Source organism: Bacillus haynesii, from assembly GCF_001969855.1.
Taxonomy (GTDB): Bacteria; Bacillota; Bacilli; order Bacillales; family Bacillaceae; genus Bacillus; species Bacillus haynesii.
In genome coordinates this window covers 378,942-401,978 of the sequence record NZ_MRBL01000003.1, presented here as the reverse complement: position 1 = coordinate 401,978, position 23,037 = coordinate 378,942, and the positions used below count along the sequence as shown (strand labels likewise).

Here is a 23,037-nt window from a genome sequence, read left to right as displayed (position 1 = left end):
TTTTGTCAACGGTCTGAAACTCCGGCTTTTGCCGGAGTTTTTTCATTTACTTCTTAATAAGATCTTTTCTGTTGGACTGCTCGATCCACTCTTCAAGTTTGTCTTTTAACGTGTTGAACCCTTGTGGAGCAGCTGTATCTTCGGCTTGAACAGCCTTTTGTCTTCTAGGCTTGCTTTCTTTTCGTTCAGGAGCTGCCTGTGTAGCGCGGATAGAAAGGCTGATTTTGCCTTTTTCCTCATCTACAGAAAGAACCTTCACTTGCACTTCATCACCGATCGCCAAGTGCTCATTAATATCTTTAACGAAACCGTGTGTTACTTCAGAAATATGCACGAGTCCTTGTGTTTCTTCATCTAATGCAACAAACGCTCCGTACGCCTGTAATCCAGTCACTTTTCCAGTGTAAACACTGCCTACTTCAAATTTTGCTGTCATAACTAACAACTCCTAAATCATATGAATTTAAATCTCTTTTTATACGCAATAAAAAATTATATCATACAAGTCTTTATTAAGCAAAAAAACTTTTTTTAGCATTGTATGTTTAAAACCGTGATGAAAGGGGAATACTAAAGAACAACTAAGGCTTTCTAGTATTCCCCCCTTATGTTGATGCGGACCTTTTAGGTGCGCATTTTTTTATTGAACTGCACCGACCTTCTGCACAAAGCGTTTCATTCTGACGAGCGCTTCCTGAAGCTGTTCAAGCGAGGAAGCATAGGAACACCTGATATAGCCTTCGCCGCTCGGACCGAAAACATTGCCTGGGACGACGGCGACTTTTTCGCTGATGAGAAGTTCCTCTGCAAACTCTTCGGAGCTCATGCCCGTTTTTTTAACGGACGGAAACGCGTAAAAAGCGCCCCCAGGCTGATGGCAGTCAAGCCCGATTTCGTTCAGTGAATCCACAAACACATTCCTTCGGCGGCGGTAGCTTTTTTTCATCTTTTCGACGTCTTCGAGGCCGTTTTTAAGGGCTTCCTCAGCCGCAAATTGAGCCATGCTTGGCGCGCACATCATCGAGTACTGGTGAATTTTCAGCATAGGGTCTCTTAAATATGCAGGAGCTGCGACATATCCAAGGCGCCAGCCTGTCATGGCAAACCCTTTTGAAAAACCAGATATCAATATCGTCCGTTTTTTCATTCCGGCGATTTCCGCAAAGCTTGTATAAGCTTCATCGTATGTCAGCTCGGCGTAAATTTCATCCGCTATTACAATCAGGTCATGCTTTTCAGCAAAAGCCGCGATCTCTTCCAGTTCTTTTTTTGAATAAACAGAGCCTGTCGGATTAGACGGGGTACAAAGGATGATGGCCTTCGTACGCTCAGTCAAAACGGCTTCAAAATCCGCAGCGCTCGCTTTAAATCCGCGCTCTGCGTTCGTATGAATGTGGACCGCTTTCCCCCCCGCCAAAGAGACAAGCGCTTCATAAGCGACAAAACAAGGCTCTGGAATCAACACTTCTTCTCCGGGATCAAGGATCGCCCTGACCGCAATATCAAGCGCCTGGCTTGCTCCGACTGTGACAATCAGCTCGTCATCGGGTGCATAATCCAGATGAAAGCGTTTATTCAGATAAGCGCTGATCTCTTTCCGCAGGGAAAGAAGACCCGCGTTTGCCGTATAAGACGTGTAGCCCTGCTCAAGGGAAAGAATGCTCGCTTCCCTGACATTCCATGCCGTCACAAAATCGGGCTCTCCGACTCCCAATGAAATCACGCCTTCCATTGTGGACGCAAGATCAAAAAATTTGCGGATGCCCGACGGTTTGATTTGCTGGGCTGCTTTCGAAATATAAGTTGTCCTCATTTAAGGAGACACCACGATTCTTTTGTCATCATCACCGGAGTCAAAAACTTTACCGTCATGCTTGTATTTCTTTAAAATAAAGTGGGTGGTTGTCGACACGACCGATTCAAGCGTCGATAATTTTTCGGACACGAAATGCGAAATATCCGACATCGTTCTGCCGCGGATGACAACAGACAGATCATATACGCCTGACATCAAGTAAACGGATTCAACTTCCTGAAAACGATAAATCCGCTCGGCCACTTCGTCAAATCCGACGCCGCGCTTCGGCGTTACTTTCACATCAATCATCGCTGTCACGCCTTCATGGCCGTCGACTTTTCGCCAGTCGATCATTGCAGAATAATCGATGATGACCTTTTCTTTTTCAAGCTTTTCAATAATCGCTTTTGTTTCTTCCTGTGAAATGTTCGCCATTTTAGCAATCGTTTCAGGTTCGAGGCGGCTGTTTTCCTCTAATATTTCCAATATTTCTGTTTCTTTTTCTGTTAGCTTCATCTCGTTATCACACCTTTTATATGTCAAGAAATCTTCTGAATATTATAGCACGTTTTTGAACAGATGTAAGGCGGTAAAAAAAGCGAAATCGCAGCGTGAAAAAATTTTTTTCGGGTACGATAAATAACATACTCAGGACTTAGGCGACAACATGCAGCCAGATTGTTTGAACTTGAAAGAAAAACATTCGGAGTGATTTGGATCATGCTGTTAACAAAACCTTCTATCGAGACCATTCAAGGGGTCAATATATATTATGAGCATTACGAGAATCCAGGCAAGTCATCGCTCGTTTTAATACACGGTTTTCTTTCTTCCTCGTTTTGCTACAGAAAAATCATTCCTCTTCTGAAGGATGAGTTTAATTTAGTCGCCGTTGACCTGCCTCCCTTCGGCCAATCAGAAAAATCCAGCACCTTTGTGTATACCTATCAAAACATGGCCAAGGTGGTCATCGAGCTGATCGAAAGGCTGAAGATTAAAGACGCCGTGCTTGTCGGGCATTCGATGGGCGGCCAGATTTCACTTTATGCGATAAAGGAAAGGCCTGAACTGTTCAAAAAAGTCGTCCTGTTGTGCAGCTCAGGCTATTTAAAGCGTTCGCCCCGCTCGCTTATTTTCGGGAGCCATATTCCTTATTTTTATTTGTACATCAAGCGCTGGCTGTCAAAACAGGGCGTCCTGAAAAACCTCATGAATGTTGTCTACGACAGCTCTCTAATCGATCAGGAAATGATCAACGGCTACCTGAAACCGTTTCTCGACGATCAAATTTTCAGGGCGCTCGCACGTCTCATCAGACACCGGGAAGGCGATTTATCACCGGACGATTTAAAGAAAATCGAGACCCCTTCCCTCTTAATCTGGGGCGAAGAGGACCGCGTCGTCCCGGTACAGATCGGAAAAAGGCTGCATCAGGATCTGCCCAATTCCATTTTCTATTCCCTACGGGATACCGGACACCTCGTCCCTGAAGAAAATCCGGATTATGTATCAGACAAAATTGCCAATTTCATTTTGACATGAACATAAAAAAACCGCCGATTGGCGGTTTTTTAGATTCTAATCAGCACGAACTGCTATCTTTGATCACAAGGAGCCGTTCAGCCAGCTGTTTGCATTCTGACAGCGGCAGCGTCTGATCAAATGATATTTCAAAGACGGTCTGGATCGCTTCGCCAAGCCGCTCTGCATCGTCTTCCGTGTAGACGGCCTGAACGATTTCGGCCGCTTCCGTTTCATAAAAATCGGGCCCGGCTTGGAACGGATCCCATTCCTTAATGATGTGTATGATTTGTGCTGCTGCCTGACTTTCTTTCATCATGATCACCGCTTCATTGTAATGTTTCAAAGGCTATTGTATCACAACACACCGGCTTGTCGATAAAGAAAGCCGCGAGCTACCGGCCGGCTTATCTCCGCTTCCTCCGCCAGGCGATCAGCAGCAGCCCGATGCTATTGACGAGAATTAATCCAAAGACGGTATTTCCGAGGGGCGCCCAGCCGTTTTCTCCCGTCAGCATCACTGACAGCACGACCTTTCCGATCAGCGTCACATTCAATACCGCAAGCCCCCACCCTAAGGAGCGCTTCCAAAATGCCGCACCAATCAACACGAGAAACCCCATCATGAAAGCGAGCGTGACCACGGCTGAAAGCGGGTTGGACAAAAGCATCAGCTCGTCATCCAAAACGGCCTTCATCTCCGGATTGATCCGCTCGGGGACGGGAAACCAAACCATGCTGCTCGTCATCAGCAAAAAAGTAGTGATGACGCCTTTCCAAGTCCGCCTATAGCAAAAGTACGCAAGCGCCACCAGAAAGACCGGGCGAATATACCAGCTCATAGGGTTGAGATGACGCTGAAAAGCCCACTCAAGCATGCTGCTCCATTCCACCAGCTACCACTCCCTTTATTTTATAAAAGCTTTACTGGTTAAAACATTGCAATCTGTCCTTATCACAGTTAATGTATAACATATGAAAAAGACATGAGGTGAAATCATGGATTTTAATAAAGAGCATAACAGACGCGGGACCCAGTCTGTGAAGTGGGACTTAACACAGGAATTATTCGGCGTAAATGACGCGCTTCCAATGTGGGTGGCTGATATGGATTTCCGTGCCCCTCAGCCTGTTATTGACGCCCTTCAGCAACGCCTGGAGCACGGGGTTTTCGGCTATACATCTGCAAACGCGGGCACGAAGGAAGCTGTCACCGATTGGCTCAGCCGCCGGCATGGATGGGATACTGAACCGGCGTTTATCACCTTCAGCCCTGGCATTGTAACAGCGCTCGCCCAAGCGGTGCAGGCGTACACAGAGCCAGGCGAGCGGGTGGTCGTACAGCCACCTGTATATACGCCGTTCTTTGATATCATTGAAAAAAACGGACGGGTTGTTTTACATAATCCATTAATCGAAAAAGACGGCCGCTATGAAATGGATTTTTCCGACCTTGAAAAAAAGCTTGGGGAACCGGATGTGAAGCTGTTTATTCTTTGCAATCCACATAACCCTTCCGGACGTTCATGGTCGAAAGAAGAGCTGACAACGCTTGGGGAACTCTGCCATAAACACGGTGTCACAGTTGTTTCCGACGAAATCCATTCGGACCTGATGCTGAACGGACTGAAGCATACGCCGTTCGCCTCCTTGTCTCCGGCATTCGCGGATATTTCGATCACATGCATTGCACCGAGCAAAACGTTTAACTTGGCCGGATTGCAGGCCTCAGCCATCATCATACCCGACAAGGCGAAAAGAACCGCCTTTGCAAAGGTCATGCAGCGTCAGGGACTGCATTCTTTAAATACATTTGCAGTTGCAGCAATCGAGGCGGCCTATTCAAAAGGCGAACCGTGGCTCAATCAGCTTATCCCTTACATTGAACGAAATATGGAAGAAGTCCGCCGCTTTTTGGCAGAGGATCTGCCCGAGATCCGCATGATGGAGCCTGACGCCTCTTACTTGGCATGGCTTGACTGCCGCAAGCTCGGATTGACGGATCAGGACATCAAACGGCTTCTCCTTCATAAAGGAAAGCTGATTCTTGAGCCGGGACCGAAGTACGGACCGGGCGGAGAAGGATTCGTCAGAATGAATGTCGGATGTTCACTCCCGGTTGTAAAAGACGGACTGAGACGTCTGAAGACCGCTTTTTCATAAGCGTTCCGGCTGAAAGCCGGGCGCTTCTAAGAGCGTTTATGGATGGTTTCATTTAATTCTCTTTCCAGCTTTTCCGCTTTTTCAGCTTCTTTTTTGGAATGCTTGATGATCAGCCGGAATACAACAATCGCGATGACAAAGAAAACGGCCAGCGTAATAAAAGAAGGGATATATTCTCTTTTGTCTTCAGGAAAATAGAGCATAAACTGAATCAGAAACGGCGCCATTTTTCTTCCTCCCTGAAATGATTTTTTTACCATTTATTTATTATGATACCATTAGGAGGCAGATACAGTGAACAACCAATTTCAAGTCGGAGATCGCGTAAAAGGCTTTTATAAGACAGGCGTCTACATCGGCGAAATTACGGATGTTAAACTGATGCACTACCTGGTCAAAATCCTCGCCGTGCTGACCCACCCGAAGCAAGGCGATCTTCATCATCCCAATAAGGCAGACGTCCCTTTTTTTCATGAACGAAAAGCGCTCGCTTACGGTGAACAGACAAATATCCCGCACCGCATGGTGAAGCCGTTCGATGAAGCTGTACCGGATTATGCGGATTCGCTCCGCTCAGCTTTGAGCCGCTTAAAAACGGATCTGCAAAGCGATTCGTCCGAATACGCGGCAAAATCGCTTGAGCTTATTCATGCGCTTGAAAAAGAATATTTCCCGCACAAATAACCCAATCTGTTTGTCAGATTGGGTTGTTTATGTGGCGTGCGGAAAGACTTTTGAAAGGTCAACCCGTTCGCCGATCGTCGTCGGTTTCGGATTTTCCAAATACTTCTTATCCCGTTCTACGAGCCGAAATAACTTATACGTTGTCATCGCGTCGTCAAGCGCTTTATGCTGTTTTCCCGTTCCTGAATCGCCGTACTCTTCCGCTGCTTTCCACAAATTCGTCAATGTTTTGTCGCCAAAGAATTCCTTGTACTCCATGGAAAGATCCCTCATCTCTCCTTTAAACGGAAACGGAACATGGTTGAACATGCAATTTTGCTTCAGCACTTTCATATCCATGTTTCCCCATGTAATGATGACGCTGTTTTGGTCAGGATCAAGCTCCCGCAGCTTTTCTATCAGCGCATTAAACGTGATGCCTTGGTCAACCTGTTCCTGCGTAATGCTGAGAAAATTTTTGCAGCGCCTCGTTAATTTAGGGAACTTCTTCGGCTTAATGTAGCTTGAAAATGTCTCAACCACCTCATCATGAACCGCCTTTACAATCCCTGCTTCTATGATTTCCGGGAAAAAATTTTGCGGGTGATACCTTCCCTCAGGCATTGTAAATTCAAAATCAATAATCAGTAAGGTGCTACCTTCCAACTTTCACACCTGCCTTTCTATCTCAATATAAAAAACTTATGGAAGTAACGCAGCGGATTTAAATCGTCCAAGCCTAAGGTCTTCTGAATGTTTTCCAAAGTACGTTCATATTTCTCTTATTATATCATTATATTTCTATATTTAAGGTTATATTTTCTGAAAATGTTGAAAATTCCTTCAAATACCTAATTTTCGTCATTTCAAAGAGCAGCGATTCCATACAGCTTCCACATTTCATTTATAATGAAAGGGAATTCAAATTTTTTAAGAAGGTGATTCGCATATCTGTTTATAAGAAAAACCTTGTGATCATGTGGTTTGCGAATTTTTTCGTGGCCGCAAGCTCCACAATGGTTCTGCCGTTTCTTTCCCTCTATATTGAGACGCTCGGCAGCTATTCGGACGGATTTACGGCAAAATGGAGCGGATACGTTTTCGGCGTCACATTTTTGATGGCTTTTTTGGTTTCTCCTTTTTGGGGAAGGTTCGGCGATAAACACGGCTATAAAAAAATCCTCTTGATCACGGGTACCGGCATCGGCACTTGCATTCTTCTCATGTCCCTTGTCTCGTCAGTATACGAACTGTTTTTTTTGAGAATGGCGATGGGGCTCGTCACCGGGTTTATTCCGACTTCCCTCGCCATGATTTCGGCTCAGACGCCGAAAAAAACGGCTGGCAAAGTGCTCGGCACGCTGCAGATGGGCACGGTCTCGGGAGGATTGTTCGGCCCCTTGCTCGGCGGTCTGCTCGCCGATCGCGTCGGTTTTACATATACGTTTTTCATTACGTCATTTGCCATTTACAGCGCCGTTTTCCTCGTGTTTGCCGGAGTGCGTGAACGGCCCCTGAAGCAGAAGCGCGATGCTTCTGCCGGGTACACGAGAAAGCAGGTGCTGCAGACGATTCTGCATAAGCGTCCGCTGATCACGGCGATGATCCTCACCGCTGTGATTCAAGTGGGAAACTTCAGTGTTCAACCGCTGCTCGCCTTATATGTCAGCGAGCTGCACGGAACAGAGAATCTCGCATTTTTCTCAGGGGTGGCTTTTTCTGCAACCGGCCTTGGAAGCCTTCTCGCTGCTAGAAAATGGGGTGCCTTAGGCGACCGGTTCGGCCACGGAAAAATATTGATGATTCTCGCGCTGACTGCCGCGGTTTGCGTTATCCCGCAAGGACTTACATCTCATTATGAAATGCTTGTGTTCTTCCGCTTTCTGTTCGGAATCGCACTTGGCGGGATGATTCCCTGCATCACCGCTTTAATCCGAGTTGAATCTCCGGGATCTATACAAGGGGAAGTGCTTGGCTATAATGTCAGTTTCAGATTTTTGGGCAATGTCATCGGCCCGGTGCTCGGCGGCATTCTTTCCAGCTTTTTCGGTATTTCTTCCGCCTTTTATGCAACTGCCGTCCTCTTTTTTGGCGGAGCATGCCTTCTGATGTTCCAAAGGTCCCAGCAAAAAAAATCAGAGGCAAAAGCAAGCTGAAATCGGATAAAAAAACTGCCAATCTATCAAATTATCCTTCTCGATATCCAAAAAGAATGGTACGATATGGCTAGAATTTAGCGAAAAGAGAGTGACAAAGTTGCGTTCATTTTTTGGATGGATTTTTCTGTTGATGTTAATACCTATATTTGTCTTTACCTTAATGGCCTCCGGCCGTGAAGCTCAGAATATGAAGCCTCTCGATCAGGTGCTCGATGAGAAGATCAATATAAAAGATATCGGCCTTGTACAAAACAGCTACATGTATGACAGGGACGGCGCTCTGATTTCCGAAATCGTTTCAGATCACCAAAACCGGGTATTTGTCCCCTATAAAGACATCCCTGAACATGTGAAGCAGCTGTTTCTGACTTCGGAGGACCGTCATTTCTTTCAGCATAAAGGCTTTGATTTTATCGGGATGGCCCGGGCCGCCGCGGCCAATGTCAAAAAAGGCGGCATTGATCAGGGGGCCAGCACGATTACACAGCAGCTTTCGAGAAACTTGTATTTAAACCATGAACGAACCTTCGACCGCAAGTTCACAGAGCTCCTGTATTCCTATCAGCTGGAAAAAAAGCTTTCAAAAGAAGAAATTTTCGAGAAATACTTAAACACCATCTATTTTAATCATGGGGTCTACGGAATTGGATCCGCGTCTTCTTTCTATTTCAGCAAGCCTTTGAAATCTCTCAGCCTTGCCGAAACGGCGTTTATTTGCGCGATCCCTAATAACCCTACATTATATGATCCTTTGAAACATTTTGACTACACAAAAACCCGCCAAAAGCGGCTGCTTGAAGGGCTGAAAAAAGCGGGCGTGATCACGGAAAAAGAATACAGCAAAGCCGTTAAGCAAAAAATTACGCTTAACGTGAAAGAAAAGAAAGACGACTATCCAGACTATACGACCTATGTCAACGAGGAATTCACCAAATTGGTGTCCGCTTCGGAAGGGTTTGACGAACGGCTGAAAAAGGCAAAAACAAAAGAAGAAAAGAAAAAAATCGAAAAAGAACTGTCCAACCGAATCAGTTCCCTCACGACAAGCGGAATCAAAATTTATACGGCGCTCGATACCGGCATGCAAAACCGGGTCGTCCAGCAAGTGAAGAACCGCCTCCCTTATGAAGGCGTACAAGGCGGAGCAGTGGTGATCAACCACCAAACCCATCAAATCGTCGCCATGTCCGGCGGGAAAAACTATAAAAAGTACGATTATAACCTGGCATTCCAAGCATACAGGCAGCCGGGGTCATCGATTAAACCGCTCCTTGACTACGGGCCGTACATTGAAGAAACGGGTGCGACGGCAGGCAGCATGATTGACGCAAGCAAATTTTGCAGCAAGGAATACTGTCCGAACAACTTCAACGAAAGAACATACGGAACCGTGTCGATCAAGACAGCCTTTAAATATTCGTATAATACACCGGCCGTACGTATGCTGAACCGGGTCGGCGTGCAAAAAGGATTCAGCTATTTAAAACCGTTCGGATTCGATAAAATCGTTCAAACCGACTACCGTCTTCCTGCTGCGCTGGGCGGATTTACATGGGGCTTCTCACCGCTGGAGATGGCTGATGCCTATACGATCTTCGGCAATAACGGAAGCTACACGTCCAGCCATGCAATCACAAAGGTGACGGACTTAAATGGCAAAACGCTATACAAATGGAAAGACAAACCGCAGCAAGTATTCAGCATGCGGACAAACAGCCAAATGCGCGAGCTCTTAGCAGCGGTTGTCAAAGAAGGAACCGGAAAAAAAGCGAATTTCAGCGGCGGATATGTAGGAGGAAAAACCGGAACATCCAACGGGTACAGAGACCTTTGGTTTGTCGGATTGACGGATACGTACACAATGAGTGTATGGGTCGGAAAAGAGGCAAAAGGCACTGTCGAGTACCTGCATCACGCGGGACCTCAGCTTTTAATCTGGAGAGGAACGCTGCAATACGCATCTTAAATCAAAAAAGGGGTGGATGAAAGTGGCGGATATGCCAGATCGAATCGTTCTGTTTGACGGCGTGTGCAACTTTTGCGACGGAGCCGTACAATTCATTATCAAACATGATCCTGAAGGCTTATTTTCATTCGCTTCCCTGCAATCTGACGCCGGAGGGAAGCTGCTTAAGAAATATCAGCTCCCCTCCGAACATTTTGACAGCTTTATTTTGATCGAAAACGGACGGGTATATCAGAAATCAACGGCAGCCTTGCACGTGGTGAAAAGCCTCCCGGGCCTGTGGCGGGCTGCTTCCGCCTTCTTGATCATTCCCCGTCCGCTCCGGGACGCCGTCTACAGTGTGATTGCGAAAAACCGTTACAAATGGTTTGGGCAAAAAAGCGAGTGCACCGTTCCCGGTCCTGAGATCAGAAAACGATTTTTGTCATAAAAAAACCGGAGCCGCCGGACAAACGTCCGCGCTCCGGTTTTTTGCATGGTTCAAACGGGCAGGCTCGCCATAACGCTGTTATAAAGCTTAATGATGATATACACCGTCCCGATTACAAAGGTAAACCAAAACAGCAGCTCAAACATAATGAAACCGATTAATGACATGAATGAAAGCGTGCTGTGGATCGCATAAACGATAAAAATAAAATATACGAGTGTTGCCAGTAAAAAAAGCGCTGCAATTCCAGCGGCATATTGGACAAAAATAAAGGATAAAAGGCTTGCCCCTAGATACACGGCAGAACCGATCCTGATTTTCCTCAGGTTCGTTCCTTCAGGATCCTTGGCGAAAAATAAAAAGGCAAGCTCTGTCACTGTATTGGCAATCAGCTTCAAAGCGGAAAATACCATGAAAAAAATCAGCGTAAACACCGCAAACAAAGCCATCCGGATGCCGCTCTCAGAGAAAAATTCGAGCATCCCTTTGTAAATGCCGAGAGAAGACAGCATCTCCATGGCATAGATAACGGAAGAAATCGCAAGAGATGAACTGAAAAGAAGAATTGCGATAAAAGGAAAAAAGCCTGTTACATACGTATTTTTCATAAAAAAAGTCCCTTTCTGATATGTTCCTCATTCATTATGTACGACTTATGACCTGTTGACAAGAATATTTTCCATATTTTTAATTTCTGCTATTGCGGCAGAAAGGTGCAGGATTCTTCACAAATTCGCCATTTACTTGTAAAGTATTATGTGTTGACTAATCAATAGATCGCGAGGAATCGCCGTTGAAAAAAACATTAAAACTGCAGACACGGTTAACGATATTTGTCTGCGTCGTCGTTTTGATTTCTTTATTGATCGCGTTTTTCATGGTCGGCTCTGAGACCGCAAGGAACATTCGGGAGCAGGAACAGCAGATTGCCCTGCAGACAGCAGAGATGGTCGCCGAGGCTCCGATTACGGCACAATCGCTGGAAAGCGGTGAATACGATGAGCTCCGAACATACACCGCCCGCGTTCAAAAAATCACCCAGACTGAATTCGTCGTTGTCATGGATATGAACAGCATCCGTAAAACCCACCCCGACCCGAATAAAATCGGAAAGAAATTTGCCGGCGGGGACGAAAAAGAAGTGCTGAAGGGCCGCCGCCACATTAGTACGGCAAAAGGCACGCTCGGTGAATCACTGAGGGCTTTCGTTCCCATCTATAATAAAACGGGCAGCCAGGTCGGAGCGGTAGCGGTCGGGATCACCCTTAACGAAATTGAGCAGATCACCCAGCAAAATCTCCGCCCTTTATATACGGTCATCGTGCTCAGCATCTTCGCCGGAATCATCGGGGCTGTCATTGTGGCAAGGAAAGTAAAAACGATTATGTTCGGCATGGAACCGTATGAAATTGCAACGCTATTGAACGAACGAAGCGCAATGCTTGAGTCGACAAAAGAAGGGATTCTCGCTGTTGATCGAACAGGAAAAATCAAGCTCGCCAATGCGGAAGCGAAGCGCCTGTTTCAAAAAATGGGGATCGAAGAAAATCCGATAGACCGGGATGTCACCGACATCTTGCCAAACAGCCGCTTGAAACAAGTGATCGAAACACAGAAACCCGTTCAGGACCGCGATGTCAGAATCAATGGCCTTGAACTTGTCTTTAATGAAGTTCCGATCCACTTAAAAAAGGGAAACATCGTCGGAGCGATTGCGACATTCCGCGACAAAACCGAAGTGAAGCACTTAGCTGAGCAGCTGTCCGGTGTTAAAATGTACGCAAATGCGCTCAGGGCGCAGTCGCACGAGTTTATGAACAAGCTCCACGTCATTCTCGGTCTTGTTCAATTAAAGAACTACGACGAGCTTGGAAACTATATAAAAGACATTGCGATCTATCAGCAGTCTGAAGCGAGCGAAATTATCAACCATATTAAAAACTCGGTACTCGCCGGCTTTTTGCTCGGCAAGCAGAGCTATATCCGGGAACAGGGGGCCTCGTTGGAGGTTCATTGCAGCACGAGGATTCCGGATACAGCCAACACAGCGGTGATTCACGATTTGATCACCGTTATCGGGAACCTTCTCAACAATGCCCTTGATGCCGTTTCCGCAACTGATAAGAAAAATATTTCGATTTCATTCCGCCACCATGACGGACAGCTTGATATTGAAGTCACGGATACGGGAGTCGGCATATCCAAGGAGGAACAGCAGAAAATGTTTGACCAGGGCTTTTCAACAAAGGGCTCCAATCGGGGGTTCGGTCTTTATTTCGTCGAACAAAGCCTTGAAAATTTAAATGGACATATCATCGTGACGAGCGAAAAGAATGAAGGAACGACATTCAGTCTCCGCATTCCGTATGAACCAAAGGAGGATGACCATGATTGATGTATTAATTGTTGAAGATGACCCGATGGTAAGAGAGCTGAATAAACGTTACCTCAGCCAGGTAGACGGATTTCAGCTGAAGGGAATTGCCGCTTCTTTTCAAGAAGCTCTCACCTTCCTCCGGGAAGAGCACATCGATCTGATCCTGCTCGATATTTATATGCCGGGCAGGAACGGCGTCGAGCTGCTCACTGAGATCAGACGCCAGAATCAAGCTGTCGACGTGATCGTCATCTCAGCGGCCAGTGAAATGGATGTTGTTCAAAAAACGCTGCGGTTCGGGGCCGTCGATTACTTAATCAAACCGTTCGAATTTGAGCGGTTTCAAAGCGCCCTCACCGATTACAAACGGAAACAGCAGCTTTATTCAAGCAACCGGAATATCAGCCAAAAAGAGCTGGATTTTGAACTTTTTCAAAAAAAACGCGCGCCCGAAAAGGTACATTTGCCAAAAGGGCTGACCAAAAGCACGCTGAAGCTCATTTGGTCAAGCATCAGATCGTTTGACAGCCTGACGTTCACAACGGAAGATTTGGCCAATCATACGGAAATCTCTCAAGTTTCAATTCGCAAATACTTGAAGTTTCTGGAGGAAATCGAAGTTCTCAACGTAGAGATGGCCTACGGGACGATCGGCAGACCGGTTTTCCAATATAAATTAAATACAAATGACTTGAACGTGATTAACCAATATTTATAACATTTCCTTCTCACCGTCCGCTGCTTCCTAAAGACAGCGGGCGGTTTTTTTGTAACGGTCACGCTTGAACTTCTCGAATGCCACCATTACCGGACTAGGATTTATCGCGCTCGCCGCGCTTGTGTTCGGTAAATGGCAGCCGATCGGAGCCCTCGGCGCCGCCCTGTTCTTCAGCTTCGCTCAAAGCTTAAGCATCATCGGGTCCATGCTTCCCTTCTTCAAAGAAATACCAAACGTCTATATGCTGATTGCGCCTTACGTATTGACGATTCTAGCGCTGGCCGGATTTAGCGGCAGAGCCGATGCGCCAAAGGCAAACGGTATCCCTTATATTAAAGGAAAACGATGACCGAACGATAGAATAAGAGAGCGGCCTGCTCTCTTATTCTTTTTTTGTTACCTTAACAAAAGATAAAATTTTTTGACGCCGCCATTGTCTTTACCACTTTTATGGTATGATGAAAAAGTCTGGTTATCAATCATTACAGGAATTTTATTGCAGACAGGAAGCAAATCGTATACAATTTAATATTGTTTAATTTCTAATTTCTATATAAAACGTTTTTATTTAAAGGATGCGAAAACATTGAATAAATCAGTCATACCTTCTTTAATTACGGTTGGAAACTTTGTTTCAGGCATCTCTTCAATACTGCTTGCATTCAGAGGGTATTTATTCTTAGCCATTATATTTGTTCTGATCGGCGCTATCTTGGACAGCCTTGACGGCATGGCCGCGCGCAGATTAAATGCCGTCAGCCCGTTTGGAAAAGAATTAGATTCTTTGTCTGATATTATCACTTTCGGAGTCGCCCCGGCCATCATCACCTATTCAATCGTTTTTTATGATGCTCCGATCTTAGGCCTTCCTTCGACATTGTTATTCCCTGTTTGCGGAGCGCTTCGGCTGGCGCGATTTAATATTCAATCCGAGAACCAGGATTATTTTACAGGCCTTCCAATCACCGCAGCCGGAACGATTCTGGTATGCTTAAACCTTTTATCAGAGATCCTGGGCAAAAAGCCGTTCATTTTGATCATGCTGTTCCTGTCCTTTCTCATGGTCAGCAAAATCAAAGTCATCAGCTTGAAGGGGAAAAAACTATTGAAGAAAGTGAGCTAGTTTTTAATGGAGTTGGCAAAAGAATTGATTTCCCAATACGGGTATTTTGCGATATTCGGGATGCTTGTCCTCGGAATTGTAGGCCTGCCGATACCCGATGAGGTCATGATGACATTTGTCGGTTATCTGTCTTCTATTCATATATTAAACTATGAGCTGTCTCTTTTAATCAGTTTTTCAGGTGCGGTATCAGGGATGCTCATCAGTTATTTTCTAGGGAAGAAAATCGGTAAACCGCTGCTCGATAAGTTCGGGAAATGGATCGGTCTGACGCCGAAAAGACTGGACACCGTGCACCGCTGGTTTGAAAAATACGGCCCGTGGACGATTCTTTTCGGCTACTTTGTTCCCGGAATCCGCCATGTGACATGCTATCTGTCCGGCATGAATGAGATGGATATGAAAAGGTTCCTGATTTATGCCGGATCAGGAGCTTTTATTTGGTGTCTCGTTTTTATTACGATCGGATACACAATCGGCGTGATTTAAATACCGCTTGCATCCCGGATGATCAGTAAAGGAGTGAACAGTTTGAAAAAGCGGCTTTACCGGTTTTTGATTGAGTTGACGAATAAAAGGGGCGTGTCCCGGATGCTGAAAAGGTTTGCTCAGTCAAAGCTCAGCAAACCTCTCATTCCCTCCTATATCAAAACCTTTCATATTAATACAGAAGAGATGCAGGAAGATGTCCGCTCTTTTAACAGCCTGCACGAGCTGTTCATCAGAAAATTAAAGAGCGGTGCACGCCCCCTTCCCGCTGATCCAAACAGTCTGGTCAGCCCTGTCGACGGAGTCATCGAAGAAATGGGCACCATCACCCGCGACAAGCAATTTACCGTCAAACAAAAGCCCTATTCTGTAGAAGAAATGATCGGACGATCCGAGATCGTGAACCGCTATGTCGGCGGAACCTATATCATTATCTATTTAAGTCCGAGGGACTACCACAGAATTCACAGCCCTGCTTACGGTACACTTGAAACACAATACTCGCTGGGAAGCACGTCTTACCCGGTGAATAAAATCGGTTTGACATACGGGAAATCGCCGCTGACAAAAAACTACCGGATGATTTCCGAATTTAAGCATCAATATGGGTCCGCCCTGCTTGTGAAGGTCGGGGCGATGTATATTAACTCGATCGTGATGCTCCAGGAGTCAAAAGAATGGCGCCAAGGCGACGAAATTGCATATTTCTCTTTCGGCTCGACCGTTATTCTGCTGTTTGAAAAAGACACCTTTATTCCTGATGAACGCCTTCACCCCTCTCTTCAAGTCAACATGGGGGAAGTGTTAGGATCTCTGGCCAAAAGAAAATCATAATGCACCGCCCCCGAAAACCGCTTCGGGGGTTTTTTAATTGCCGCTTAAAAAAGCTTTCTCCCTGGACAGGAAAACCCCTTTTTTCGCCTGGATACGGCTCCCTAATGCACCAAAAGACCTATAAAATGATCAAAATCAAGCAGATTCCTCCTCTTTTCCCGCCTTTTTTCGTTTTAATTTAATTATCAATCGATTATTTTAATTTAAAAAACGCACAGAATTGACACTTTTCTTCTACAATTGAACACATACAAACATGGGGGTGTTTTTTATGGAAGCAGCAAAAGATTTGAAACCGATTACAAATCACGGTCATAAAGAAAATAAAAATATTTTCCAGAAGTTGATAAGCTGGAAAATCGGCGTGATTCCGTTTCCGCTCTATATTGCGCTTGCGCTGATTATTTTTCTGGCAGCTTACTTTAATGAATTGCCGAATGACATGCTTGGCGGTTTTGCGGTCATTATGATTCTCGGTATTTTTCTCGGAGATGTCGGACAGCGCATTCCGATTTTAAAAGATATCGGCGGACCAGCTATTCTATCACTGTTTGTCCCTTCATTTTTAGTCTTTTTCAAAGTGCTTAACCCTGCATCAATGGAAGCGGTTACGACTTTGATGAAAACGTCAAATTTTCTGTATTTCTACATTGCATGTTTAGTCGCGGGAAGCATTTTAGGGATGCATCGCACGGTTCTGATTCAAGGTTTTATGAGAATGTTCGTTCCGTTGTTGGCCGGGACGATCGCAGCGGTTGCCGCCGGTATTCTCGTCGGTCTGTTATTTGGCTACAGCCCTTATGAAGCTTTCTTCTTTATTATTGTACCGATTATTGCCGGAGGCATCGGCGAAGGAATCCTGCCGCTGTCACTCGCTTACTCGCAAATTTTGGGACAATCCACCGATGTATTCGTTTCACAGCTCATTCCGGCCGCTATTATCGGAAACGTCGTTGCCATCATCTCAGCCGGACTGATGAAAAAGCTTGGCGAAAAGCGTCCTGAACTGAACGGTAACGGCAGGCTCGTCAAATCGAAAAAAGACGATGAAATTTTCAACCAAAAAGAAGAGGAGCCGAAAATCGACTTAAAATTAATGGGTGCCGGCGTTTTAATCGCATGTTCCTTCTTCATTTTCGGCGGTTTGGTCTCCAAGTTCATCGCGATTCCGGGAGCGATCCTGATGATCATCGCGGCGGCTGCCGTAAAATATGCAAAGCTTCTGCCTGCAAGCATGGAAAAAGGCGCACACCAGCTTTACAAATTCATGTCATCAAGCTTCACTTGGCCGCTGATGGTCGGGCTCGGCATTCTTTATATCCCGCTTGATGATGTGGCGTCTGTTATTTCCCTGCGCTTCATCGCCGTCTGCGCTTCAGTCGTCATTGCCATGGTGACATCAGGCTACTTTGTCGGAAAATTAATGAACATGTACCCTGTTGAATCAGCGATTGTCACAGGCTGTCACAGCGGTCTCGGCGGTACAGGGGACGTGGCCATTCTTTCGGCTTCAGGCCGGATGGGTCTGATGCCGTTTGCGCAAATCTCAACGCGTCTCGGCGGGGCAGCAACCGTCATTATGGCGACCGTTTTACTGAGGTTCTTCACCTCGTAAGGTCCGCATAAAAAAACAAAAAGGAGTCTGATCTATACGATCGGATTCCTTTTTTGTTTTCAGCGTTTCTCAACTCTGATATATTCTCTCGGTTTAAAGGGAGCTCTTTCTTTTCCCGTTAAGGATTGATCTTCCGCTCCCGTCTGGAGCGGCGTGTAATCCCCGCGATATTGAGGGCCTTCGTCCGTCCCTATCCCCGGAGTCTGTTCACGCGTCATTTCCCTGTTGATCATAAACGCTCCCGCAAAAAGCGAACAAAATAAACTTAAGCTGACAAAAGCTTTCCTTCTCATCTTTCATCACCTCAAATTCATCTTGTTCAAAAAAACTTTCCATTATACAAATGCCGCATTTTTTGTTAAAATTGTTTTCAGGTTCATAAGACCGCATAAACCGTGGTTACCATGAGATCATGCAGCCGATTAAAATTTGAGTTATAATTTGTCTAGGTCACCAGTTCTAAAAAAGTACATAACGTTTGAAAATTTTAGTATGGAACAGAATGTATTTATACATGCTACCTTAAGGGAGGTTAATATGACGTCTTTACATATTGCTATTTTATCGCCTTTTGCACTCGCCTTCTTGATTCCGCTATTGGCGAAAAACGTCAGAAAGATTCATACAGGCTGGTTTGTCCTGTTTCTTCCTGTTCTATTATTTATTTATTTTTTCCGCATGATCAAAATGACGGCGGATGGCGGAACATTAAAGGCTGTACTGGAGTGGATTCCGTCCTTTGGCATTAACTTTACTGCGTACGTTGACGGACTCGGATTGCTATTCGCCCTTCTGATTACAGGGATAGGGTCTTTGGTTGTCCTTTACAGCATCTATTATCTGTCTAAAGAAAGAGAGCAGCTCGGACCGTTTTACGTTTATCTGCTCATGTTCATGGGGGCAATGCTCGGCGTTGTTCTCGTTGATAACGTCATTGTACTTTATTTATTTTGGGAATTGACCAGCATATCGTCTTTTCTGCTCATCGGCTATTGGTACAAGCGGGAGAAATCAAGATACGGCGCGACAAAATCGATGCTTATCACCATTTTCGGCGGTCTTTCCATGCTTGGAGGCTTCATTCTTCTTTACACGATCACCGGTTCATTCTCAATCAGAGAAATGATCAACCAGGTTGATTTAATTTCGGGGCACGGCTTTTTCATCCCGGCTCTCGTGCTGGTGTTAATCGGAGCCTTTACTAAATCTGCGCAGTTCCCTTTTTACATCTGGCTTCCGGACGCAATGGAAGCACCAACGCCTGTAAGTGCTTACCTGCACTCCGCCACGATGGTAAAAGCGGGGATTTATATCGTTGCAAGATTCACCCCTGTGTTCGCTTTTTCCGGGGAATGGTTTTGGATCGTGTCCCTCACAGGGATTGTCACGCTTTTCTGGGGTTCGTTCAACGCGGTCAAGCAGACGGATCTGAAATCGATACTTGCATTTTCTACGGTCAGCCAGCTCGGAATGATCATGTCAATGCTCGGCGTCGGAGCGGCCGCCCTGCACTATCAAAACTTTGAATATTATATGGTTGCGGTCATTGCCGCCGTCTTTCACTTGATTAACCATGCGACTTTCAAAGGCAGCTTATTCATGGCCGTCGGAATCATCGACCATGAAACGGGAACGAGGGATATCCGCAAGCTCGGCGGTCTGATGACGATCATGCCGATTACGTTTACGATTACGCTCATCGGCGCATTTTCAATGGCCGGACTGCCTCCGTTCAACGGCTTTTTGAGCAAGGAAATGTTTTTCACCAGCATGCTCAGGATTACGAACTTTAACTTGTATAACGCTGACACATGGGGTTTTCTCTTTCCTGTGCTGGCTTGGATCGGAAGCGTGTTTACGTTCATTTACTGCATGGTTCTGCTGTTTAAAACCTTCGGGGGAAAATATCAGCCTGAAAAGCTTGAAAAACAAGCGCATGAGGCTCCACTCGGCATGCTGATTTCGCCGATTGTCCTCGTATCTCTCGTGGTGATTTTTTTCTTTTTCCCGAACATTCTGTCATACAGCATCATTGAACCTGCTGCATCGTCGATTATGCCGACCCTTTTGGATGGAGACGAAAAATTCAAGGTTCATATTTACATGTGGCACGGCTTTTCACCTGAACTCTACATGACGATCGGCGTCGTTGCTCTCGGTGTTCTCGCCTATTTGACCTTGTCAAAATGGCGGAAGGTCTACGGCCTCTTCCCGGAAAAACTGACGCTCAACAAACTGTACGACAGCTCGCTGTCAGGGCTTGAAAAAGGCTCCAACAAGATTACAAGAACGTATATGACCGGGTTTCTCCGCGATTATCTCATCTATGTTTTTGTCTTCTTTATCGTGATCATCGGCGGATCGCTCGCTGTTACCGGGGGTTTTTCATACGATGTGAAAGGCAATGCTTCAATCGGCATCTATGAGCTCGTTCTGTCAGCCGTTATGATTGCCGCAACATTTACCACCGTTTTCGCAAGATCAAGACTGACGGCGATTATCGGGCTCGGTGTCATCGGCTACACGCTCGCGCTGTTCTTTGTCATTTTCAGAGCGCCGGATCTCGCGCTGACGCAGCTGATCATCGAAACGATTTCAGTCGCATTGTTCCTGCTTTGCTTCTATCATTTGCCGAAGCTCAGATTCAAGCCGAAATCGGCTAAGTTCAGGGTCACAAATGCGCTTGTATCGGTCGGAGTCGGAACCATTGTGACGCTGCTCGCACTTTCTGCAAACAGCCAGCGCTCACTTGAAAGCATTGCATCGTATTTTATTGAAAACAGCTATAAACTCGCAGGCGGCCACAATATCGTCAACGTGATATTGGTCGACTTCAGGGGATTTGATACATTGTTTGAAATTACCGTACTTGTCATTGCCGCTTTAGGAATATACGGCATGATCAGGCTCAGATTGGGGAAAGGAGGGGAAGAGCATTGAAAAAGGTTCAGACGAATGATGTGATCCTGCAAACCGTTACAAAGATTGCATCCTTTATCATTCTGCTCTTTTCTTTCCATCTGTTTTTTGCCGGCCATAATAATCCTGGCGGCGGTTTTATCGGCGGATTGATGACGGCGTCTTCGCTCGTCCTTCTGCTGCTTGCCTATGATTTAAAAACGGTGCAGAACATTTTGCCCGTCAACTTTATTTATGTGGCGGCCATCGGCTTATTCATTTCCGTTTCAACCGGAATCGGCTCATTTTTATTCGGAGCTCAGTTTCTTTCCCACGCGTTTGATTACTTTAACCTTCCGCTCTTGGGAAAAACGGAGCTTGCCACCGCGGTATTGTTTGATATCGGGGTTTATCTCGTAGTGGTCGGCGTGACCATGACCATTATTCAGACGATTGGGGAGAGAGAATAATGGAGATTTTAATGTCTTTTATTGTAGGAATTTTGTTCATGGCGGCGACTTATCTGCTGCTTTCAAAAAGCCTTCTGAGGGTGATTATCGGAACCGCCGTTCTCAGCCATGGCGTCCATCTGCTTTTGCTGACAATGGGAGGGTTAAAAAAGGGAGCGCCCCCTATTTTAAATGAAGAGTCGTCATCTTATGTCGATCCTCTCCCTCAGGCGTTGATTTTAACGGCGATCGTCATTGCTTTCGGGGTCACCTCTTTTCTCCTGGTCATGGCTTTCCGCGCCTATCAAGAGCTGAAAATGGATGATATGGATCAAATGAGGGGAAATGATCAACATGAATAATCTTGTAATTCTGCCAATACTGATTCCTTTAATGGCCGCAATTTTGCTTATCTTTATGAACAAGTCGATCGTGCTGATGCGTGCATTCAGCGCCATATCTTCCATTGCGGCGATCGCGGCGGCCGTCGTTCTTGTGCAGACCGTCTATACGGACGGAATCCAGACCTTGTATCTCGGCGGGTGGAAGCCGCCGTTCGGAATCAGCCTTGTCGCTGATCAATTCGCCAGCCTTCTGGCGTTAACGACAGCTATTATCGGATTTCTGACGGTTCTTTATTCGTTTCGCTCCATCGGCGAAAAACGCGAGCGTTTCTTTTATTACCCAGCCGTCCAGTTCCTGCTTGCCGGAGTTAGCGGCGCTTTCTTGACCGGGGACTTGTTTAACCTGTTCGTATTCTTTGAGGTTCTCCTGATGGCTTCGTATGTGCTGATTGTCATTGGCGGCACGAAGATTCAGCTGCGGGAATCTCTGAAGTACATCGTCTTTAACATTATTTCTTCCGCCCTCTTTGTCATCGGAGTCGCTTATTTATATGCGGTTACGGGCACATTAAACATGGCGGATCTGAGCGTTCGGATCAGCGAATCGGGGCAAACCGGGCTGATCACGGTCATCGCTGTTTTATTTTTGATCGTCTTCGGTTTAAAAGGCGGCATCTTCCCGCTGTATTTCTGGATGCCTGGTTCTTATTATGCGCCGCCTGCCGCTGTGTCCGCACTGTTTGGCGCACTTCTGACCAAAGTCGGCCTGTATGCGATCACAAGGGTGTTTACATTAATTTTCACCCAAGACGCGGCTTTTACTCATCAATTAATGGTCTGGCTTGCGGCCCTTACGATCATCTTCGGTGTCATCGGCTCGATCGCCTACTGGGATGTTCAAAAAATCATCATCTACAATATTGTGACTGCAGTCGGTGTAATCTTGTTCGGTATCGCCGCTAATACGCCGGCTTCGATCGAAGGATCTGTCTACTATCTGATTCATGACATGATCATTAAAGGAGCGCTGTTTATGCTTGGCGGGGCGCTTTTTGCCCTGACAGGGACAAACAACCTGAAAAAAATGAGCGGCCTGATCAAAAACCATCCCGTACTTGGCTGGATGTTTATGATTTCAGCCGTTTCATTGGCAGGGGTGCCTCCTTTCAGCGGATTCATCGGCAAGCTGAAAATTGCAGAAGGCGGCTTTTTAAGCGGTGAATTCGTGATTACGCTGCTGATGCTTTTCTCCAGCCTGCTTGTCTTGTATTCCGTCATGAAAATATTTATCAACGGCTTCTGGGGGGATGAACAGGAAGATGCACCGGCCAAAAGGCAGCTAAAAGGCTATATGTATCCGGCAGCGGTACTGCTCTTTCTGTCGCTTGCCATCGGACTCGGAACCGAGCTTATCGCGCCGTATTTTCATCAGGCGGCTGATACGCTCGTCAATCCCGAAAAATATATTGAAGCCGTTTTGAAGGAGTAGA

The 23,037-nt window shown here is 46.0% G+C and carries 25 protein-coding genes and 1 pseudogene; 17 read left to right on the top strand and 9 right to left on the bottom strand.

The genetic code is table 11. From position 1 onward, the window contains the following. Window positions 1–46: 46 nt before the first annotated feature. The 3 genes from yugI to BTA31_RS04120 form a co-directional block, all read right to left on the bottom strand. Entirely contained in the window at window positions 47–436 is a 390-nt protein-coding gene (yugI, locus tag BTA31_RS04130) for a S1 domain-containing post-transcriptional regulator GSP13 (protein WP_020452765.1), read from the bottom strand. Window positions 437–640: 204 nt separating this feature from the next. Beyond that, window positions 641–1,813, bottom strand: coding sequence for an aminotransferase (locus tag BTA31_RS04125; protein WP_043927758.1), 1,173 nt, complete (start codon window positions 1,811–1,813; stop codon window positions 641–643). Then, window positions 1,814–2,314 carry an Lrp/AsnC family transcriptional regulator gene (locus BTA31_RS04120; protein WP_003184796.1) on the bottom strand — a complete coding sequence of 167 codons (501 nt, stop codon included), beginning with the start codon at window positions 2,312–2,314 and terminating at the stop codon, window positions 1,814–1,816. A 204-nt stretch (window positions 2,315–2,518) separates the two neighbouring features. Here BTA31_RS04120 and BTA31_RS04115 point away from each other — a divergent pair, with 204 nt between their 5' ends. Continuing rightward, entirely contained in the window at window positions 2,519–3,340 is an 822-nt protein-coding gene (locus tag BTA31_RS04115; RefSeq protein WP_043927769.1) for an alpha/beta hydrolase, read from the top strand. 40 nt (window positions 3,341–3,380) lie between these two features. Here the strand turns inward: BTA31_RS04115 and BTA31_RS04110 are convergent, their stop codons facing one another. Continuing rightward, complete coding sequence (locus BTA31_RS04110) at window positions 3,381–3,635, bottom strand: DUF1871 family protein (protein ID WP_076789005.1); 255 nt, start codon at window positions 3,633–3,635, stop codon at window positions 3,381–3,383. A gap of 91 nt (window positions 3,636–3,726) precedes the next feature. After that, the gene (locus tag BTA31_RS04105; RefSeq protein WP_076789000.1) at window positions 3,727–4,212 is read right to left on the bottom strand and encodes a hypothetical protein; all 486 of its coding nucleotides are present in this window, start codon (window positions 4,210–4,212) and stop codon (window positions 3,727–3,729) included. A gap of 106 nt (window positions 4,213–4,318) precedes the next feature. Here BTA31_RS04105 and BTA31_RS04100 point away from each other — a divergent pair, with 106 nt between their 5' ends. Then, window positions 4,319–5,482, top strand: a complete 1,164-nt coding sequence (locus BTA31_RS04100) for a MalY/PatB family protein (protein ID WP_076788996.1) — start codon at window positions 4,319–4,321, stop codon at window positions 5,480–5,482. Between the two features lie 26 nt (window positions 5,483–5,508). On the opposite strand, the gene BTA31_RS04095 is transcribed toward BTA31_RS04100, so the two are convergent. Next, window positions 5,509–5,709 carry a hypothetical protein gene (locus tag BTA31_RS04095; RefSeq protein WP_076788991.1) on the bottom strand — a complete coding sequence of 67 codons (201 nt, stop codon included), beginning with the start codon at window positions 5,707–5,709 and terminating at the stop codon, window positions 5,509–5,511. Between the two features lie 67 nt (window positions 5,710–5,776). On the opposite strand from BTA31_RS04095, the gene kapB reads away from it, so the two are divergent. Further along, the gene (kapB, locus tag BTA31_RS04090; RefSeq protein WP_076788988.1) at window positions 5,777–6,166 is read left to right on the top strand and encodes a kinase-associated lipoprotein KapB; all 390 of its coding nucleotides are present in this window, start codon (window positions 5,777–5,779) and stop codon (window positions 6,164–6,166) included. 27 nt (window positions 6,167–6,193) lie between these two features. On the opposite strand, the gene kapD is transcribed toward kapB, so the two are convergent. Then, window positions 6,194–6,811 (bottom strand): 3'-5' exonuclease KapD, encoded by a 618-nt coding sequence (gene kapD, locus BTA31_RS04085; RefSeq protein ID WP_076788983.1) that lies wholly within the window; start codon window positions 6,809–6,811, stop codon window positions 6,194–6,196. Between the two features lie 218 nt (window positions 6,812–7,029). Between kapD and BTA31_RS04080 the strand changes: the two genes are divergently transcribed. From BTA31_RS04080 to BTA31_RS04070, 3 genes are all read left to right on the top strand, one after another. Then, window positions 7,030–8,301 carry an MFS transporter gene (locus BTA31_RS04080; protein ID WP_076788980.1) on the top strand — a complete coding sequence of 424 codons (1,272 nt, stop codon included), beginning with the start codon at window positions 7,030–7,032 and terminating at the stop codon, window positions 8,299–8,301. Window positions 8,302–8,434: 133 nt separating this feature from the next. After that, window positions 8,435–10,270: a transglycosylase domain-containing protein gene (locus tag BTA31_RS04075; protein WP_076789030.1), complete on the top strand. Its 1,836-nt coding sequence runs from the start codon at window positions 8,435–8,437 to the stop codon at window positions 10,268–10,270. Between the two features lie 16 nt (window positions 10,271–10,286). Further along, complete coding sequence (locus tag BTA31_RS04070; protein WP_076788977.1) at window positions 10,287–10,700, top strand: thiol-disulfide oxidoreductase DCC family protein; 414 nt, start codon at window positions 10,287–10,289, stop codon at window positions 10,698–10,700. A 50-nt stretch (window positions 10,701–10,750) separates the two neighbouring features. Here the strand turns inward: BTA31_RS04070 and BTA31_RS04065 are convergent, their stop codons facing one another. Further along, window positions 10,751–11,308 carry a YufK family protein gene (locus tag BTA31_RS04065; protein WP_043929137.1) on the bottom strand — a complete coding sequence of 186 codons (558 nt, stop codon included), beginning with the start codon at window positions 11,306–11,308 and terminating at the stop codon, window positions 10,751–10,753. A gap of 185 nt (window positions 11,309–11,493) precedes the next feature. Here BTA31_RS04065 and malK point away from each other — a divergent pair, with 185 nt between their 5' ends. The 7 genes and pseudogenes from malK (at window position 11,494) to BTA31_RS04025 (ending at window position 17,856) form a co-directional block, all read left to right on the top strand. Continuing rightward, window positions 11,494–13,095 carry a malate sensor histidine kinase MalK gene (malK, locus tag BTA31_RS04060; protein WP_076788974.1) on the top strand — a complete coding sequence of 534 codons (1,602 nt, stop codon included), beginning with the start codon at window positions 11,494–11,496 and terminating at the stop codon, window positions 13,093–13,095. After that, window positions 13,088–13,795: a response regulator gene (locus tag BTA31_RS04055; protein WP_043929140.1), complete on the top strand. Its 708-nt coding sequence runs from the start codon at window positions 13,088–13,090 to the stop codon at window positions 13,793–13,795. The genes malK and BTA31_RS04055 overlap by 8 nt, the downstream gene beginning before the upstream one ends. A gap of 64 nt (window positions 13,796–13,859) precedes the next feature. After that, window positions 13,860–14,144: pseudogene (locus tag BTA31_RS04050) on the top strand (ABC transporter permease); the annotation flags it as partial. A gap of 237 nt (window positions 14,145–14,381) precedes the next feature. Further along, entirely contained in the window at window positions 14,382–14,918 is a 537-nt protein-coding gene (gene pssA / locus BTA31_RS04045; RefSeq protein ID WP_239693127.1) for a CDP-diacylglycerol--serine O-phosphatidyltransferase, read from the top strand. A 6-nt stretch (window positions 14,919–14,924) separates the two neighbouring features. After that, window positions 14,925–15,407 (top strand): DedA family protein, encoded by a 483-nt coding sequence (locus BTA31_RS04040; RefSeq protein WP_076788967.1) that lies wholly within the window; start codon window positions 14,925–14,927, stop codon window positions 15,405–15,407. A gap of 42 nt (window positions 15,408–15,449) precedes the next feature. Continuing rightward, window positions 15,450–16,241, top strand: coding sequence for a phosphatidylserine decarboxylase (locus tag BTA31_RS04035; RefSeq protein ID WP_076788966.1), 792 nt, complete (start codon window positions 15,450–15,452; stop codon window positions 16,239–16,241). A 271-nt stretch (window positions 16,242–16,512) separates the two neighbouring features. Next, on the top strand, window positions 16,513–17,856 hold the full coding sequence (locus BTA31_RS04025) for a 2-hydroxycarboxylate transporter family protein (RefSeq protein ID WP_043929144.1): 1,344 nt from the start codon (window positions 16,513–16,515) through the stop codon (window positions 17,854–17,856). 59 nt (window positions 17,857–17,915) lie between these two features. Here the strand turns inward: BTA31_RS04025 and BTA31_RS04020 are convergent, their stop codons facing one another. Beyond that, the gene (locus BTA31_RS04020) at window positions 17,916–18,149 is read right to left on the bottom strand and encodes a hypothetical protein (RefSeq protein WP_043929145.1); all 234 of its coding nucleotides are present in this window, start codon (window positions 18,147–18,149) and stop codon (window positions 17,916–17,918) included. A 244-nt stretch (window positions 18,150–18,393) separates the two neighbouring features. Here BTA31_RS04020 and BTA31_RS04015 point away from each other — a divergent pair, with 244 nt between their 5' ends. Genes BTA31_RS04015 through BTA31_RS04000 form a run of 4 tightly spaced genes read left to right on the top strand, consistent with a single transcriptional unit; the run spans window position 18,394 to window position 23,036 of the window. Then, window positions 18,394–20,796: a Na+/H+ antiporter subunit A gene (locus tag BTA31_RS04015; protein ID WP_076788962.1), complete on the top strand. Its 2,403-nt coding sequence runs from the start codon at window positions 18,394–18,396 to the stop codon at window positions 20,794–20,796. Beyond that, a complete protein-coding gene (locus tag BTA31_RS04010) occupies window positions 20,793–21,224 on the top strand; it encodes a Na(+)/H(+) antiporter subunit B (RefSeq protein ID WP_043929147.1) in 432 nt (143 codons plus the stop codon). The genes BTA31_RS04015 and BTA31_RS04010 overlap by 4 nt, the downstream gene beginning before the upstream one ends. Then, window positions 21,224–21,565: a Na(+)/H(+) antiporter subunit C gene (locus BTA31_RS04005; protein WP_043929148.1), complete on the top strand. Its 342-nt coding sequence runs from the start codon at window positions 21,224–21,226 to the stop codon at window positions 21,563–21,565. The genes BTA31_RS04010 and BTA31_RS04005 overlap by 1 nt, the downstream gene beginning before the upstream one ends. Continuing rightward, window positions 21,558–23,036 carry a Na+/H+ antiporter subunit D gene (locus BTA31_RS04000; protein ID WP_076788960.1) on the top strand — a complete coding sequence of 493 codons (1,479 nt, stop codon included), beginning with the start codon at window positions 21,558–21,560 and terminating at the stop codon, window positions 23,034–23,036. The genes BTA31_RS04005 and BTA31_RS04000 overlap by 8 nt, the downstream gene beginning before the upstream one ends. Window position 23,037: the final 1 nt, after the last annotated feature.

Excerpts from the sequence above, each read along its gene's own strand:
- yugI (WP_020452765.1), bottom strand. The coding sequence starts at position 436 with ATGACAGCAAAATTTGAAGTAGGCAGTGTTTACACTGGAAAAGTGACT.
- BTA31_RS04125 (WP_043927758.1), bottom strand. The coding sequence starts at position 1,813 with ATGAGGACAACTTATATTTCGAAAGCAGCCCAGCAAATCAAACCGTCG.
- BTA31_RS04120 (WP_003184796.1), bottom strand. The coding sequence starts at position 2,314 with ATGAAGCTAACAGAAAAAGAAACAGAAATATTGGAAATATTAGAGGAA.
- BTA31_RS04115 (WP_043927769.1), top strand. The coding sequence starts at position 2,519 with ATGCTGTTAACAAAACCTTCTATCGAGACCATTCAAGGGGTCAATATA.
- BTA31_RS04110 (WP_076789005.1), bottom strand. The coding sequence starts at position 3,635 with ATGAAAGAAAGTCAGGCAGCAGCACAAATCATACACATCATTAAGGAA.
- BTA31_RS04100 (WP_076788996.1), top strand. The coding sequence starts at position 4,319 with ATGGATTTTAATAAAGAGCATAACAGACGCGGGACCCAGTCTGTGAAG.
- BTA31_RS04095 (WP_076788991.1), bottom strand. The coding sequence starts at position 5,709 with ATGGCGCCGTTTCTGATTCAGTTTATGCTCTATTTTCCTGAAGACAAA.
- BTA31_RS04075 (WP_076789030.1), top strand. The coding sequence starts at position 8,435 with ATGTTAATACCTATATTTGTCTTTACCTTAATGGCCTCCGGCCGTGAA.
- BTA31_RS04070 (WP_076788977.1), top strand. The coding sequence starts at position 10,287 with ATGAAAGTGGCGGATATGCCAGATCGAATCGTTCTGTTTGACGGCGTG.
- BTA31_RS04065 (WP_043929137.1), bottom strand. The coding sequence starts at position 11,308 with ATGAAAAATACGTATGTAACAGGCTTTTTTCCTTTTATCGCAATTCTT.
- BTA31_RS04055 (WP_043929140.1), top strand. The coding sequence starts at position 13,088 with ATGATTGATGTATTAATTGTTGAAGATGACCCGATGGTAAGAGAGCTG.
- BTA31_RS04040 (WP_076788967.1), top strand. The coding sequence starts at position 14,925 with ATGGAGTTGGCAAAAGAATTGATTTCCCAATACGGGTATTTTGCGATA.
- BTA31_RS04025 (WP_043929144.1), top strand. The coding sequence starts at position 16,513 with ATGGAAGCAGCAAAAGATTTGAAACCGATTACAAATCACGGTCATAAA.
- BTA31_RS04020 (WP_043929145.1), bottom strand. The coding sequence starts at position 18,149 with ATGAGAAGGAAAGCTTTTGTCAGCTTAAGTTTATTTTGTTCGCTTTTT.
- BTA31_RS04015 (WP_076788962.1), top strand. The coding sequence starts at position 18,394 with ATGACGTCTTTACATATTGCTATTTTATCGCCTTTTGCACTCGCCTTC.
- BTA31_RS04005 (WP_043929148.1), top strand. The coding sequence starts at position 21,224 with ATGGAGATTTTAATGTCTTTTATTGTAGGAATTTTGTTCATGGCGGCG.
- BTA31_RS04000 (WP_076788960.1), top strand. The coding sequence starts at position 21,558 with ATGAATAATCTTGTAATTCTGCCAATACTGATTCCTTTAATGGCCGCA.